Annotated in this window: 11 protein-coding genes and 1 pseudogene; 9 read left to right on the top strand and 3 right to left on the bottom strand. The window is 41.8% G+C overall.

From position 1 onward, the window contains the following. Positions 1-36: 36 nt before the first annotated feature. The 5 genes from ppdK to VYM24_RS19875 all read left to right on the top strand — a co-directional run bounded on the left by ppdK (position 37) and on the right by VYM24_RS19875 (position 6,901). Positions 37-2,763: a pyruvate, phosphate dikinase gene (gene ppdK, locus VYM24_RS19895; RefSeq protein WP_291551429.1), complete on the top strand. Its 2,727-nt coding sequence runs from the start codon at positions 37-39 to the stop codon at positions 2,761-2,763. A 197-nt stretch (positions 2,764-2,960) separates the two neighbouring features. Further along, positions 2,961-4,442 carry a tyrosine-type recombinase/integrase gene (locus VYM24_RS19890; RefSeq protein ID WP_044267286.1) on the top strand — a complete coding sequence of 494 codons (1,482 nt, stop codon included), beginning with the start codon at positions 2,961-2,963 and terminating at the stop codon, positions 4,440-4,442. A 67-nt stretch (positions 4,443-4,509) separates the two neighbouring features. Further along, a complete protein-coding gene (gene umuD, locus VYM24_RS19885) occupies positions 4,510-4,950 on the top strand; it encodes a translesion error-prone DNA polymerase V autoproteolytic subunit (RefSeq protein WP_060408184.1) in 441 nt (146 codons plus the stop codon). Next, positions 4,950-6,200, top strand: coding sequence for a Y-family DNA polymerase (locus tag VYM24_RS19880; RefSeq protein ID WP_330940742.1), 1,251 nt, complete (start codon positions 4,950-4,952; stop codon positions 6,198-6,200). The genes umuD and VYM24_RS19880 overlap by 1 nt, the downstream gene beginning before the upstream one ends. 2 nt (positions 6,201-6,202) lie before the next feature. Beyond that, positions 6,203-6,901 (top strand): SOS response-associated peptidase, encoded by a 699-nt coding sequence (locus VYM24_RS19875; protein ID WP_330940741.1) that lies wholly within the window; start codon positions 6,203-6,205, stop codon positions 6,899-6,901. A 10-nt stretch (positions 6,902-6,911) separates the two neighbouring features. Here VYM24_RS19875 and VYM24_RS19870 read toward each other — a convergent pair whose 3' ends face one another. From VYM24_RS19870 to VYM24_RS19860, 3 genes are all read right to left on the bottom strand, one after another. Further along, positions 6,912-7,142, bottom strand: coding sequence for a DUF6965 family protein (locus tag VYM24_RS19870; RefSeq protein WP_044267320.1), 231 nt, complete (start codon positions 7,140-7,142; stop codon positions 6,912-6,914). Between the two features lie 277 nt (positions 7,143-7,419). Continuing rightward, a complete protein-coding gene (locus tag VYM24_RS19865; RefSeq protein WP_330940740.1) occupies positions 7,420-8,586 on the bottom strand; it encodes an IS256 family transposase in 1,167 nt (388 codons plus the stop codon). A 116-nt stretch (positions 8,587-8,702) separates the two neighbouring features. Further along, complete coding sequence (locus VYM24_RS19860; RefSeq protein ID WP_044267291.1) at positions 8,703-9,173, bottom strand: transposase; 471 nt, start codon at positions 9,171-9,173, stop codon at positions 8,703-8,705. A 133-nt stretch (positions 9,174-9,306) separates the two neighbouring features. Between VYM24_RS19860 and VYM24_RS19855 the strand changes: the two genes are divergently transcribed. The 4 genes and pseudogenes from VYM24_RS19855 to VYM24_RS25440 all read left to right on the top strand — a co-directional run. Continuing rightward, positions 9,307-9,810 carry a hypothetical protein gene (locus VYM24_RS19855; protein WP_044267292.1) on the top strand — a complete coding sequence of 168 codons (504 nt, stop codon included), beginning with the start codon at positions 9,307-9,309 and terminating at the stop codon, positions 9,808-9,810. Between the two features lie 4 nt (positions 9,811-9,814). After that, positions 9,815-10,915 (top strand): hypothetical protein, encoded by a 1,101-nt coding sequence (locus VYM24_RS19850; protein ID WP_330940739.1) that lies wholly within the window; start codon positions 9,815-9,817, stop codon positions 10,913-10,915. After that, positions 10,903-15,567, top strand: coding sequence for a putative polyvalent protein kinase domain-containing protein (locus VYM24_RS19845; protein ID WP_330940738.1), 4,665 nt, complete (start codon positions 10,903-10,905; stop codon positions 15,565-15,567). The genes VYM24_RS19850 and VYM24_RS19845 overlap by 13 nt, the downstream gene beginning before the upstream one ends. Continuing rightward, a pseudogene (locus VYM24_RS25440) lies at positions 15,501-15,683 on the top strand (putative polyvalent protein kinase domain-containing protein); the annotation flags it as partial. The gene VYM24_RS19845 and the pseudogene VYM24_RS25440, both read left to right, overlap by 67 nt. Between the last annotated feature and the right edge of the window lie 5 nt (positions 15,684-15,688).

Here is a 15,688-nt window from a genome sequence, read left to right as displayed (position 1 = left end):
AGAAAAAATCACAATTGAGAAACTTAAATTTATATTATGGACAAGAAAAGAGTTTATACCTTTGGTAACGGTCAGGCAGAAGGAAAAGCTGACATGAAAAATCTTTTGGGGGGTAAAGGTGCCAACCTTGCCGAGATGAACCTTATTGGGGTTCCGGTTCCTCCCGGTTTTACAATCACGACTGAAGTTTGTACCGAATATAATGAGATGGGGCAGGAAAAAGTTGTTGCCCTGTTGAAAGGCGAAGTAGAAAGCGCCATAGCAAGAGTGGAAGAATTGATGTCTTCTAAGTTCGGTGATATAGAAAATCCCTTACTGGTTTCAGTACGTTCCGGTGCTCGCGCCTCCATGCCGGGTATGATGGACACAATTCTTAATCTGGGCCTGAACGATGAAGTGGTAGAAGGATTGACACGTAAAACTGGCAATGCCCGTTTTGCATGGGACTCTTACCGTCGTTTCGTACAGATGTATGGTGACGTGGTTTTGGGTATGAAGCCGACTAATAAGGAGGATATCGATCCGTTCGAAGCTATCATTGAAGAAGTGAAGCATGCGAAAGGTGTGAAGCTGGATAACGAATTGGAAGTGGAAGACCTCAAAGAATTGGTGAAGAAGTTTAAAGCTGCCGTGAAGGAGCAAACCGGAAAAGATTTCCCGGCTTGTGCCTATGAGCAGTTGTGGGGGGCTGTTTGCGCAGTATTTAACTCTTGGATGAACGAACGTGCTATTCTGTATCGTAAGATGGAAAGCATACCCGATGAGTGGGGTACAGCTGTCAACGTACAGGCAATGGTATTCGGTAATATGGGCGAAACTTCAGCTACAGGTGTTTGCTTCAGCCGCGATGCCGGTACGGGTGAAGACTTGTTTAATGGTGAATACCTGATCAATGCACAGGGTGAAGACGTTGTGGCAGGTATCCGTACTCCGCAACAGATTACAAAGGTCGGTTCGCAACGCTGGGCAGAACTTGCAGGCGTTAGCGAAGAAGAGCGTGCAGCCAAATATCCGTCCATGGAAGAGGCTATGCCGGAAATCTACAAGGAGCTGGATATGCTGCAAACTAAATTGGAAAACCACTATAAGGATATGCAGGATATGGAGTTTACCGTTCAGGAAGGCAAGCTTTGGTTCCTCCAGACGCGTAACGGTAAACGTACCGGTGCAGCTATGGTGAAGATTGCAATGGATCTGCTGCATCAGGGGATGATTGATGAAAAAACAGCTTTGATGCGCTGTGAACCCAATAAATTGGATGAATTACTTCATCCTGTATTTGATAAGACTGCTTTGAAACAAGCTAAAGTTCTGACTCGCGGTCTTCCTGCATCTCCGGGTGCAGCTACTGGACAAATTGTGTTCTTTGCAGATGATGCTGCAGAATGGCATGCTGCCGGTAAGCGTATTATAATGGTACGTATCGAAACTTCTCCCGAAGACTTGGCCGGTATGGCAGTTGCAGAAGGTATTCTTACTGCCCGTGGCGGTATGACGTCTCATGCAGCAGTAGTGGCCCGTGGTATGGGTAAGTGTTGTGTGTCGGGTGCTGGTGCTTTGAATATTGACTATAAGGCTCGTACGGTAGAAATAGATGGCGTTCTGCTGAAAGAAGGCGATTATATTTCATTGAATGGTAGTACAGGGGTGGTTTATAAAGGTCAGGTAGAAACGAAAGCAGCTGAACTTTCAGGAAATTTCGCAGAACTGATGGATCTGGCTGATAAGTATACGAAACTTCAGGTTCGTACCAATGCGGATACGCCTCATGATGCTGCTGTGGCTCGCAACTTTGGTGCTATTGGTATCGGTCTTTGCCGTACGGAACACATGTTCTTTGAAGGTGAAAAGATTAAGGCTATGCGTGAGATGATTCTTGCGGAAGATGCAGAAGGACGTCGCAAAGCGTTGGCTAAGATATTGCCCTACCAGCAAGCTGACTTTAAGGGTATCTTCCAGGCTATGGAAGGTTGTCCGGTAACTGTTCGTCTGCTTGATCCTCCTTTGCATGAGTTCGTTCCCCACGATTTGAAAGGTCAGCAGGAAATGGCGGATGCTATGGGTGTTAGTCTGCACTATATCCAGCAACGTGTAGAATCGCTTTGCGAACATAACCCGATGTTGGGACACCGTGGATGCCGTTTGGGTAATACATATCCTGAGATTACTCAGATGCAGACGCGTGCCATTCTTGGTGCTGCTTTGGAACTGAAGAAGGAAGGCGTGGAAACACATCCGGAAATCATGGTTCCGCTGACTGGTATCCTGTATGAGTTCAAAGAACAGGAAAAGGTGATTCGTGAAGAAGCTGCTGCACTTTTCGCTGAAGTGGGTGACAGTATTGACTTTAAGGTGGGTACAATGATTGAAATACCTCGTGCTGCCTTGACTGCCGACCGTATTGCTTCTTCTGCTGAATTCTTCTCATTCGGTACGAATGACTTGACACAGATGACATTCGGTTATTCACGTGACGATATTGCTTCCTTCCTCCCGGTTTATTTGGAAAAGAAAATCTTGAAAGTAGACCCGTTCCAGGTTCTCGACCAAAACGGTGTGGGACAGCTGGTACGTATGGCTACTGAAAAAGGTCGTGCTATCCGTCCGGATTTGAAGTGCGGCATCTGTGGTGAACATGGTGGTGAGCCTTCTTCTGTGAAGTTCTGCCATAAAGTTGGTTTGAATTATGTGAGCTGTTCTCCGTTCAGAGTGCCCATAGCACGGTTAGCGGCGGCGCAGGCAGCTATTGAAGACCTGAAATAACGGAATAATAACCCGTAAATAATTGATAATAGGCTATATAACCCTTTTGTGAGGGTTGTGTAGCCTATTTTGTTTTATTGACGAAATGCACGAAAAATATGCCTAATAGTTGGTAGTGTTTAGAAACTGTTTCGTATTTTTGTGCATGAGTTTAGAACATGTTTAGAGTATGTATTAAACTGTAAATCAATATAATTATGGCAACTTTTAAAACTTGTGTTCAGAAACAGAGAAAAGATGGCTTCTATCCGGTGTATATTCGAGTGACTCATAACCGGAAGTCTGCCTATATCAAAACCGACAAATTGATAGATTCTAAAGGATTGAGTGCTGCTGGTGATGTGAAAGATACTTTTGTCCTGAAGTACTGTATTGATAAGATAACGGAATTTATTGATCGGCTTAACAAGGTTGATACGGAGAAGTGGACTATTAATGATGTAGTAGACTTTCTCCAGCAGATAGATGAAGATATTTGCTTCTCTGATTATGCTCGCAAATATAAATTTGAGATGGCTAAGAATGGACAAGAGCGAAATGCCCGGAACTATGAATTAGCTTATCAACATTTAGAGCGTTATGCTGGAACAAATAAGTTAATGTTCTCTCGATTCACAACTAATTTTGTTGATGGATGGATTCAATCTTTGATGTCAAGCGCGAGAGCTAAAGAGATGTACCCAATCTGTATTCGGCAAATATTCAAAGCTGCCATACTTGAGTATAACGATTATGACCGTGGGCTTATAAGGATAAAAACAAACCCATGGTTGAAGGTAAAAATACCTGCTGCTGATGTGCCTGAAAAACGTGCGATTGATCCTGAAAAGGTCAGAGAGTTCTTCTCTGCCGCAATACCGGAAAGCAACTATAAGTTGTCTGTCCCAGAACTTGGTAGAGATGTAGCAATGATGATAATGTGTCTTGCAGGAATTAATACGGTTGACTTGTACCATTTAAAAAAGGCAGATCTGAGAGATGGTATTATACACTATAATAGGCGCAAGACAATGAAGTTCCGTCGTGATCATGCTTATCTTGAAATTAAACTCCCTGATATACTAATGCCGCTTTTTGATAAGTACAAGGCTGGGCCTGATAGCCCCTATTTATTCATGTTTGCGGAGAGATATAGTAGTGAAGACAGTTTTAACGCTAATGTGAATATCGGTATAAGAATTCTATGTGAAAAAAGTCTGGGGATGCAAAAGGGGGAACAATATTGCTGTTATACTTTTCGGCATACGTGGGGGACTGTGGCACAAAATAATTGTGGCGCAACTCTTGAAGAAGTAGGCTTTGCAATGAATCATTCGTCTGCTCACAAGGTGACACAAGGATATATCAAACCTGATTATACTTCTGTTTCTGTTCTAAATCAGAAAGTAATTGATTTTCTTTTTTTCTGTGCACCGGAAGAAAAGAAGAAAGAAGAGAGTGATGGCATGGAACTGAGAATTTCTCCTAAATATCAGGTTAGGGGAGAAGCTTTCTTCCGTGGAAGAAAGATAGCCTCACTTTGTGATATTGGGTTTAATAATAAAGAAGAAGTTATCACTTCATTAGTTGGGCAACTCCCTGATGATATTCCGAACAGATGTATGGTACAGTTCCGGGTGGAAAATGTGGATAAGGACCAGGTAGCTATTTATGAAAGAATGAAAGGGAAAGGTTTTTAACTGAATAGAATGTAAAAAATACAAATACTGGCAACTATATACAAGGTTTCTTTGTTTATTTGCCACAATGAAAAGGAACATAGAAATACATAAGATTGACATTTCTTCAAGTCTGCCCCTGCCTTATGCAGACGAAGGGGTTCGTGCAGGATTTCCTAGCCCGGCACAAGATTATCTTGAACAGGCAATAGATTTGAATAAGGAGCTCATAAAGCATCCGGCCAGCACATTTTACGGCCGTGTTGTTGGTGACTCAATGCGCGATGAAGGCATTGAAGAAGGAGACATTCTCATAATTGATAAATCGTTGGAATTGCTGGATGACGATCTGGCTGTTTGTTTTATAGATGGCGAGTTTACCGTTAAGAGAGTTCGATTAGAGCCGGATGTCGCATGGTTGGTACCATCCAATCCTAATTACCCATTGATAAAAGTCACAAAAGAAAATGAATTTATAGTCTGGGGTATCGTTACCTACACAATAAAAAAGAATCGGAGAAAAAGATAATGTTCGGCCTTGTAGACTGTAACAACTTCTATGCGAGTTGTGAAAGGGTCTTCACCCCCTCGCTAAACGGGAAACCTATCGTTGTTTTATCAAACAATGATGGATGTGTTATAGCCAGGAGCAATGAAGCAAAAGTTCTCGGTATTAAAATGGGAGTGCCAGCTTACCAAATAAAGGATTTAGTAAAGCAACATGATGTAGCTGTATTTTCATCTAACTATGTGCTATATGGCGATATGTCCGGACGAGTGATGTCAATGTTAGCAGAGCTGGCGCCTGAAATTGAAGTCTATTCTATTGACGAAGCATTTCTCAACCTGGCGGGGATTAAAGACCTGCAATCACTCGGAGCAAACATTGTACGGAAAGTATCTCGTGGTACCGGTATACCTGTAAGTCTTGGTATTGCTCCAACCAAAACACTTGCAAAGATGGCTAACAAATTTGCAAAGAAGTATCCAGCGTATAATCGTCTCTGCATCATTGATACTGAAGAAAAGCGTGAGAAAGCATTAAAACTGTTTGAGATTGGCGATGTATGGGGGATTGGCCGTCGTCAAGCTGCAAAGTTGGAAAAACAAGGAGTGAAGACCGCTTTTGATTTTACACAACTGCCCGGCTCATGGGTTAGAAAGAATATGACCGTTGTAGGTGAACGTACCTGGAAAGAACTGAGAGGAATATCTTGCATTGATATGGAAAGTGCACCGCCTGCCAAGAAACAAATATGTACCAGCCGCTCTTTCGGTAAAATGGTAGAAGATATTGATACTATGTCTGAGGCAATCGCTACGCATGCATCTGCATGTGCGAAGAAGCTCAGACAACAAAAGTCATACGCAATGTCTCTGATGGTATTCATCCACACGAATAACTTCCGGGAAGACCTACCCCAATATTGGAAGAACACAATAATCAAACTGCCTGTACCTACGAGTGATACTCTTGAAATAGTACATTATGCTCTTGAAGGACTAAAGAGTATTTTTATGCCAGGTTATCAGTACAAGAAAGCCGGTGTTATCATTACAGAGATAGTAACAAGTGCCCAACTTGGATTATTCGACACAGTAGATCGGGAAAAACGGGAAAAGCTGATGCAAGCCATAGATAAAGTTAATGGTGAACATAGGCATCTTGTGAAATTGGCGGTTCAAGGTAACGGAAGAGACTGGAAGCTAAAACAAGAACAGCTTTCCAAGCGTTATACAACTGATATAAATGAGGTACTAACAATCAAATGTAAGTAGCTATGTGTTTTCATAACTCCATGTCGGCAAAAGCCATTAAGCTGGCGGCCCGCTACGGCCGAAAATCGGATATAGTTGAGATATACCAAGATATTCTCAACGAACAGTATCATGTGAATGCTTTCAATTTCCCGAAATATCCAATCATCACAAGCTTGGGCGAGATTCAGGTATTCAACTGGGGGCTGATTCCTTTTTGGACGAAAGGCGAAACTAATGCTGACGAGATCCGGCGAATGACACTTAATGCCCGGGCCGACACAATATTCGATAAGCCCTCATTTCGGGAGCCAATTATGAATAAACGTTGTATTGTGCCATCGACCGGTTACTTTGAATGGAGACATGAGGGAAGTAAGAAGATACCCTACTATATTTATCTGAAAGATGAGCCTATTTTCTCTATGGCCGGAATATATGATACTTGGCTGGATAAAGTGACTGGAGAGGAACATACAACATTTTCCATCATTACGACAGATACCAATCCTTTGACTGATTATATCCACAACTCCAAGCACCGTATGCCGGCAATCTTATCTCCAGAGGATGAAGAAAAATGGTTGAAATCAGATTTATCAAAAGCAGAAATATCATCTTTATTGAAGCCCTATGATGCAAAACTGATGGACGCCTATATTATAGAGAATGACTTTATAAAAAAAGCACCAACTGATCCATCAATTTTGCAAAGAGCATAAAAAAGGACGGTTACTCCGCCGTCCCTTCTACGAATTCCTTCAGTCTATAAAGTCGGTCAATTGCTGGGTTATAGAATGCATCTGGGTAATGTTGCTTAATGTCGTTGATATTAGCACGAACATATATCTTGGTGTCGGTAATATGTTCAGCCTCACTTAAAGTTACCTCTTGGGGTAACTGCGCGGTCTCAGCCCAGTTAATTAGAGCTTTTACGCTCTCTTCATCATAATTGTATGCCATATTGTTTTTGAAACAAAGATAAATCATAGCAGGGAAAAGGCAAAGGAAAAGGCTGTTTATTCGGTTGTCTTAAGCTTTTCTACCCAATTGGAAATAAGAGCCGATAAAAGGATATTAACCATATCCGGCATATTTCCCTAGTTTTATGAGAAGTAGTTTTCATGCAGCGGCAGTGTCCACAATTTTGTGTAAATGAGAAAACAGGATTCAGGTATATATTCCCTTATATCTGAATTCTGTGCTCAAATATAAGCATAAATTGATTCATAATCAATCCTCAATTAGAAATAGGCATCGTCCATTTCTTTTCAATCTCCATCAGAGACAGATAGACCGTTTTCTTCACGGCATCATCAGAAGGAAAGGAAAGTTTTGATTTCGTGTACTTTCTGATTTTCCCGTTCAGATTTTCAATGAGATTGGTAGTGTAGATTATTTTCCTGATTTCCAAAGGGAACTGGAAAAACACGGTCAGATCATCCCAGTTATTTCTCCATGAAAGTATGGCATAAGGATATTTCCCTCCCCATTTCTTTTCCAGATTGTCCAGTTCAAGGGCAGCAGCTTCCTTGTTGGGTGCGTTGTAGATATTCTTCATGTCAGCGGTAAACTCCTTCTTGTCCTTGTAAACAACGTATTTGCAGGAGTTTCTGATTTGATGCACAACGCAGATTTGTGTGGAGGATTGAGGGAACACGCTACGTATGGTGTCGGTAAATCCGTTCAGATTGTCCGTGCAGGTAATAAGAATATCCTGTACTCCACGTGCCTTCAGGTCGGTAAGGACACCCATCCAGAAAGCGGAACTTTCCGTTTTGCCTACCCACATACCCAAGACTTCCTTCAAACCGTTCTGTTTAAGTCCGACACAAAGGTACACCGTCTTGTTGATAATCTTTCCGTTGTCACGTACCTTGAAAACGATACCGTCCATCCATACTATCAGATATACAGGGTCAAGAGGTCGGTTCTGCCACTCCAGTGCCGCCTGGTTTACCTTGTTGGTGATAACGGATATGGCGGAAGTGGAAAGTTCGATTTCATAAATCTCTCGCATCTCTTCCTCGATGTCTGACACACTCATTCCTTTGGCATAGAGTGAGATGACGAGTTTTTCAATGGATAAGCCACGGCTCTCATGTTTGGGGACGACTATAGGAGCGAACTCACCGTTACGGTCACGGGGAACAGAGATGACGGATTCACCGTGTTCGGTCTGGATTTTCTTGGGATATTTACCGTTACGGGAGTTGCCACTGTTGTTGCCACTTACGGAGTTCTTTTCATAACCTAAGTGAACATCCATTTCACCCTCAAGCATCTTCTCCAATACTTGTGCATGGAGCTGTTTGAGGAACTTGCTTACATCGGCTTCTGTTTTAAATTGGCTCAGAAATTCTTTACTCAGAAATTCATCGGGCACTGCTTGATTCTTTACTGTCATTTTCTTCGGCATTTTGCAAAGTTAGAAATAATAAAAATACGGAACTCATTGCTGAATCCCGTATTCATCATTTACACAAAACGTTGGATAGTGCCCATGCAGCGAAGATGCTATTATTATTGTTGGTTCATCGAATTGCATGCTATAATTGTTTGTTGGATGAGATTATAACTATCGCCTTTTTTTTCTCCTTCTTCTCCTTCATCTGACATCTTACTAAAAAAGTCAGAAATAACCTTTATTGTGTTGTTGACCTTATTGAGGTCTGTTTCTTCTTTCACAAGGTCGATTGCTTTTTTGACAGCTTCCTCAGCAAGCTCATTCATTTTGGTATAGTGTTTATTGATAAAGTTGGTTTTTACCCTTGCCAGATTCAACTCTACACTTTCGGCTATTATCTGTACCTTATTGGTGTTATCAATGTCGTTCATGTATCGGGCAGACCAGTTATGTAGAGATGAGATAGACACACCAGTTTGAGCGGCTGTGAGGTAATGATTGAAGTTGTTTTCCTTCAATAGTCTTACAGCCTGTATCTTTTCTTCTTCAGTGTATGAGTTCTTCTTTTTCTTTATGAGTTTCTTCATGTGGATTGTAATTGTTTAAGTGATAATTTAATTAAATCACAAATATAATTGTAATACAGCATATTATTGTTGTAAAAGCGCAACTATGATATGGCGATAAATCCTTTTTTTTGCTCTTAAAAAAATAGCTATTATGATAGGAACTGCAATTGGAATAGGTGCCAGTTTGATTGGCGGAGTAATGGGAGCAAGCAAGGCGGCAAAAGCGGCCAATGCCCAACAGCAGATGCTTAACCAACAGCGTAATAAGAATGAGGCTTGGTATAACCGTAACTACTATCAGAACTACTTAGATAGTAAAGAGGCTCAGTCTGCTATAAAGAGAGTGGAAGATACATTGCGTCGTAGAAATCAAGAAGCACAAGCAACTGCCGCTGTTACAGGAGGTACTCCGGAGGCTGTGCTTGCACAACAGGAAAATGACCAGAAGATGATGGGAGAAGTTGTTGGAAATCTTGCGACTCGTGGTGATGCTATAAAAAGGCAGGTCGATGCTCAGAAACAAGCTAATGATAATGCATTAATGCAGCAACAGATGGCTCAACTGCAGGCAAACGAAGCGGGTGGTACGCAGTTATTGGGTAATAGTGGATCGTTAATTAGCTCAGCTCTGAGCCTGTTGGATAAGAAAGGGTAGACGTATGGCATTACTAGAATATCTTAATAAACCAGCTCTGGCTTCGATGGATGAAGTTGTAGCTCCGGTAGTACCTGAAGGACATAAAGTTTCTGAAATAAGACCGGCTGGTCCTCATATACCGAAACCTGCCTCAATGGATGAGGTTATAGCACCTGCTCAACCTGTTGCTCATGTTGTATCTGAAATAAGACCTGCTACTCCTGAACAGCCCAATTATGCGGCTGCGATTGGCCAGAAAGGTCTTTATGGCTTTTTCAAGGACTTCTACCGGAAGCCGGATCTTGAAAAAGAAGAGAAGATTACTCGACGGGAACGTGCTCTTTCTCTGTTGGGGGACATTGCAAATTTGGGTGGCCAAATGTTCGCTTCTTCAAAAGGTGCCCGGCAATTCGCTCCGATAAATTCGCAGGTACCTAAGTATAACGAACGGTTACAACGTCTTCGGGATGCTAAACGCGCGAATGATGCTGACTTTCAAAATAAGTCTCTCTCTGCCATTTTTAAAGACTATGAGAATAAACGTGCAGACGATTTGTATGAACGCAAACAAGAGGCGGCAAAGGCAGCTACAGAGTTGAAATATAACCGTGATTTGACCTTAAAACAGATAGACCAGGCATTCCAAATAGGAATGTTGGATGCTAAAGGGAAACAGGCCTTACAGCAACAAGCAATAAAGGCTAAGGATGCGAAAGAACTTGCTGTACTCAACCATAAGTATAGATTAAACGAGATTGAAACAAAAGAAAATAGCAATAATTCCAAGATTGTGGATAGTGTTATTGGAGGTGATGGTAATGTCTATACTCGTAATACAAGACTTACTCCAAATGAAGCCCAACAAATTGTGCTCGGATCTGGAATGGGAGAGGACGACTTGGCTCCGTTCGTTACTTATGAGAGGGACGATAAGGAAAATATCACTAAAACTAAAACAGACTGGCAAGCTGCTGCCGCCTATGCATTGCAGAACGGTATGATACCAGCCGAAGAACTGAAAAGTAGAGGGTTTAAGTTAGGAGGGGCAACAGATAAGAAAGAAGTTGCTCCGTGGATTAGTAACAATCAATCATCCAATAATAAAGCACCATGGCTGAAGTAAACATGAATGAAAATCGTAAGTGGCTTTATGATGTACTTACGAACAAAGGCGTTCAAATGGGCGCCTATGAGGAATTTGATAAAAATGTAGATGCAAATAAAGACTGGTTGTATAATACTGCAAAAAGTAAAGGTGTAGATATTGGGGATTATGATGCTTTTGACAAAGCTATGAGTAATAGTCAGATACCAGCTGTTACTGTTCCTCATCCAGGACAACAACAATTGCAACAGCCACAACCACGTCCGAAATCTCCATACGTTGAGGGTAAAGGTGAGGAAACAATGATATTTGGTGTGCCCTATGCAGATTATCAACAGATGACTCCGGAAGAGCAATCGAAGCAATACAGTGCCGCAATAGAGAAAAGGAAGAATGATGAAAAAGACTTCTTCTCGAATTATATCAGTGGTCAGTTGGGTGAGATTGATAGTGAATTGAACAAAGAGAGAGAGCCGGTACCTATGCCTGCCGGTTCCGCTTTCATACCTTCTTCTGCCGTTGGTGCCGCACAAAGGTTTGGTAATGGTGATACCAAAGAGACGCAGGATCGTTATACATCGCTCCATGCTGCGAAGAACTTACTTGATGATGCTAACAAGCTTGTAGAAGAGGCAAAGAAAGGAGATACGGGCTTTTTCTCTTCACTTGGTAGAGGTTTCAAAGATAAGTTTATGGATACAGACAACTGGACTATGGGACTTACAGATACGGCATATTCCGGTTTGCTTAGAAAGGCGATTGAGAAAGAAGAGAGTGGAGAAGAACTTTCCCCGGAAGAATCGAAGTTACTTGATGCTGCGGCCGTAAATATGGCTACACAGGCTTATTTCTCATCAGATATGAGTAGAGGATATAAAGTCGGCAGTACAACGGCTCAAAGTATACCATTTATGTTAGAGTTTGCAGTCAATCCTATTTCAAGCTCCGGTAATGCGTTGGCAAAAGGTCTTTTGAAACATGGATTGAAACGGTTTGGACGTGCTTCGGCGGAAGCTGCTGGAAGAGGAGCATTGAATGCTTTCGGACGTGCAGCAACAAGTAATGTGGCAAAGGTTACGAGCCGATTGGTCGGTGATGCCGCAGCCGCTGCTGGGATGACAGCTACTACAAGTATAGGGCGTGTTGCTTCTGGAACCAACGAACGGATGATTGGTGATGTCCAAGCGAAAGTCGAGGATGGTGATATTAAGTATGCAGGTCGCGAGAATAGCATGAATTTCGGTGAAGCCTTGGGCAAATCTGCTATCTCTAATTTTCTTGAAAATCAGTCAGAAATGTTTTTCAATGCGTTCGCTGGTGGTGGCAAGTTGGCAAAAGAAGCACTGAACAAGTTTATTCCTGGCTTTTCTAAACTTTCTAATAGCGAGATTGTGCAGTTCATCAGCAAGATAAAGAATAATCCTACTATCAAAAACGTTGCTGAACGTACACAGTTTCATGGGCTGTTAGGAGAATATGCCGAAGAGGTATACAACAACTTTGCCAACATTCCACTGGGAGAGATGACTGTTGAACAAGCTACAGATTTAGACAACAACATTGATACATTTCTGGGACTTGCACCGACGTCTGCTGCCTTTGGTCTGCTAGGACTTGGGGGAATGGCACGTGAGAAATATACTACTCAGAGGAACTTACACAGGTTTAAAGAAGGGCTGAATGAGGAAGACCAAGCTTTATTTGATGAATTGCAGCAAGTAATAAATGCCGGTGACAAAGAAACGACTAAAGCATTTATTAAAAGGACGCTCGCAGATGAAAAACTAACTCAGGAAGAAAAGAAAGAACGTGTCTTTGCTGTTCAGGATATGCAGGAAGAAAGGGCACTAGAAGATGTGCAGAATGAAGATGTGTCTGCTGGCATTACTCCTGAAGATATTGAAGCAAATAAGATTGATATTTACCGCAATTTTAAACGAGCTGAGAGAAAAGTAAATAGTCTCTTGCCTAAGGGAATTGTTTCTCAGTTGGATGCAGTATCAGACCTTGGGCAGTTTGCATCGGCCAATAACCTGAGTGAACAGCAGGTTTCGGCTCTGGCAGATTATCTTCCGGCGAAGGAGATATTCTCGCAGTACGTCGATCATACCAACAAAAGAAAGGAAGAGGCAAAGATGCAGGCCCGCGAACAGGCAATGGCCGACGTCGAAAGGATTAGTAATCCAGAAACAGGCCTTGTTATTCAGGCTAAACATAAGTTTGCCGATAATCCAGTTTATCTTGTAGGTGGTAATCTGTCATTTGGTGAGGATGGCTTTCTGGATCGGGACAATTCAAGCGAGACTATTTATTATGTCGATGAAACCGGTGAGCGAAAGATGGCCCAGGCTGAGGACTTTGATAGCGTTCTGTCCGAGGTCCCTATTGATTATATGATTGTTCAGTCTGAGGTTAATGCTGAACAAGATTTCGTCACTAATGAGGAAGAAAGCCTCCGTTCTCCTGATATTCCTGCACCTGTTCGTGGAGAAACTGTTATGATGGATGGTAGTCGCTATCTAATAGAGGGTGATAATATGGATGACCCAGGTCAAAGTGTAATGGCTATAAAGTTGGATGATGCCGGTGAAATAGATATCGAGAATGGAGATGAACGTCCAATTAGTATTGATGATTATTATAGTCTGAAAGAGTCCGAAATGTGGCAAGATGATATTGTTCCAGCCTCTTTGCAAGAAGAAACCCAGCAAAAGGAAGATACATCATTGGAATCTGAAACAATTCAAGAAGAAACGGACCAGGTGTCTGTTTCTGTTGAGGAAGAATCAGTCAAGGAAGAAACACCGGAACAAAGATTGCAAAAGGTTCTTGATACCCTTCCCAAGAAGAAGGACGGAAGCATTGACTATAAAAGTATGACACCACAGCAACAGTTTGACTATACCAGTGCTGTTGACTCTCCCGAAGTGGCTATCGAGGATTTGAAAGGCGATGTTGCAGCGAAGAATGAAGAACTTGAAAAAATTAATGCTCGCCTGGCAAAAGCAACTGGAGGTGAACGCGTCGAATTACGTGATCTCATACGATCTAAAAAGAAAGAGCTGGACGAATTGAATACTTTCTTCCAGAGCGTCGTTCCTGAACAATCAGATACTTCTGAGAGTATGGAGACTTCACAGGTACCGGAAGAAGTGCGTACTGATGAGGATTATATTAGTTGGGTTGCTGATAACTCAGATGATGCCAATGAGGTTCTTGGTGCTTATTCTGCCGCTAAGGACCTGGCCAGCCATGAACAGACATTGAAACCATGGCAACGTGAGTTACTTGGTAGAAAAGTTAGTACTTCTTCTTTTAATCGCTTTGGCGATCGTAATCAGATAACTGGTGCTTTAGCGAAAGGTTGGCTAAGAAAAGACGGTCAAGAAATAGATACTATTGCTCAGGAATTAAGTGAAAATGGGGTAGAGGTGACAGAACAGGATATAGTTGATTTCATGCTTACTAATCCTTCGAACCATGTCAGTCAGGTATCAGATACAATGCGCTCTTTATCTTCCAAGTTCAGTGAGATAGCCACCAAAGAAATGGGTATTCCTGTTGGTGGTCCGGAAAGTAACACAGGTCGGTTGTACATCAAACTGAAAGAGACGGATCAAAAAATAGATAAATTGACAGATAAACAGAAGAATGAAATAGAGGAGGCTTTGACTGCTGATATGGATGCTTCTGATACGCAGCGCACCGATAGCTATTATGAGGCTTTAGATGATTACATTCAGCAATACGATCAGTTCCGTAATGAGTTTGATGAAGAAGCTGCAGATGAAGCTATAATTCAGTCTATGGAAGAGAATAACTCGGAACTGTATCATGGTGGTTTTACTGCTGATGAATTAGATGACATTTACTCACAAATTGAAAATAACAATGGAACAGAAAGACAGACAGAGGATAGCCGAGAAAATCAATCTCCGTTATCTGGAGAAGAAGTTAAGCAGCACGGAGAACCCGGAACATCGGAAGTTGCTGCAACAGAGAATAGCGAAGGTGAAGAACAAAATAACGGAGTTATCCCAAATGAACAATTAGAAAACATAGATACGCGGAAGCTATTAAATACAGAACAACCTACAGTCAGTGATTTGTCTGTTGTAGAACCATCTTCTTCTATTCAGGAAAATGGTAACAATACTTTGAACTCTGAGGACAATTCTGTATCTTTGCAAGGTGACAATCAAAAAGTTAACGAAAATGACGAAGTATCTGAATCAATTCCACAAGGAGAGCACGGAACGTTGCTTGAAATATCTGGCGAACAGGAAGAACCGGTCTATCAATTACGACGAAGAATTGAAGAGGCATCAAGAAATGCATCGGAAAGCGAAAGAGGCAGAGGTCACCAGCAAGAAGTAAATCAAATGATCGAGGCACAGGCCAAAGAAAGCGGCTTGTGGACTCCTATACAAAATCTTTCCAACCTCGGTACACCATTCCTTAGCGGAAATGAAAATGATACTTATTTAGATCGAGAAAACGATGCTGTTTACAAGATGAATAACTTGGTAAACAGTAAGAATCTTCCAGAATTATTCAAACGCATTGACCTTCATAATGAGCTTTTTCCGCAGACAAAGTATGAATTAGTTGGTTTTACAGGTTTGGTAATGGCGGTGCCATTTATCCAATATATAAACAAGAATATATAGATAATGCAGAGTTTGCCACTCCAGAAGAGATTGGTAACTATATGCAGGCTCTTGGCTTCAATAAAACAGGTGAAGCTGAATATTCAAATGGAGACGTTACCATATCAGATCTGCGCCCACG

It is taken from the genome of Bacteroides sp. MSB163 (genome assembly GCF_036416795.1).
Lineage (GTDB): Bacteria > Bacteroidota > Bacteroidia > Bacteroidales > Bacteroidaceae > Bacteroides > Bacteroides maternus.
This window is presented reverse-complemented; position numbering and strand designations above follow the sequence as displayed.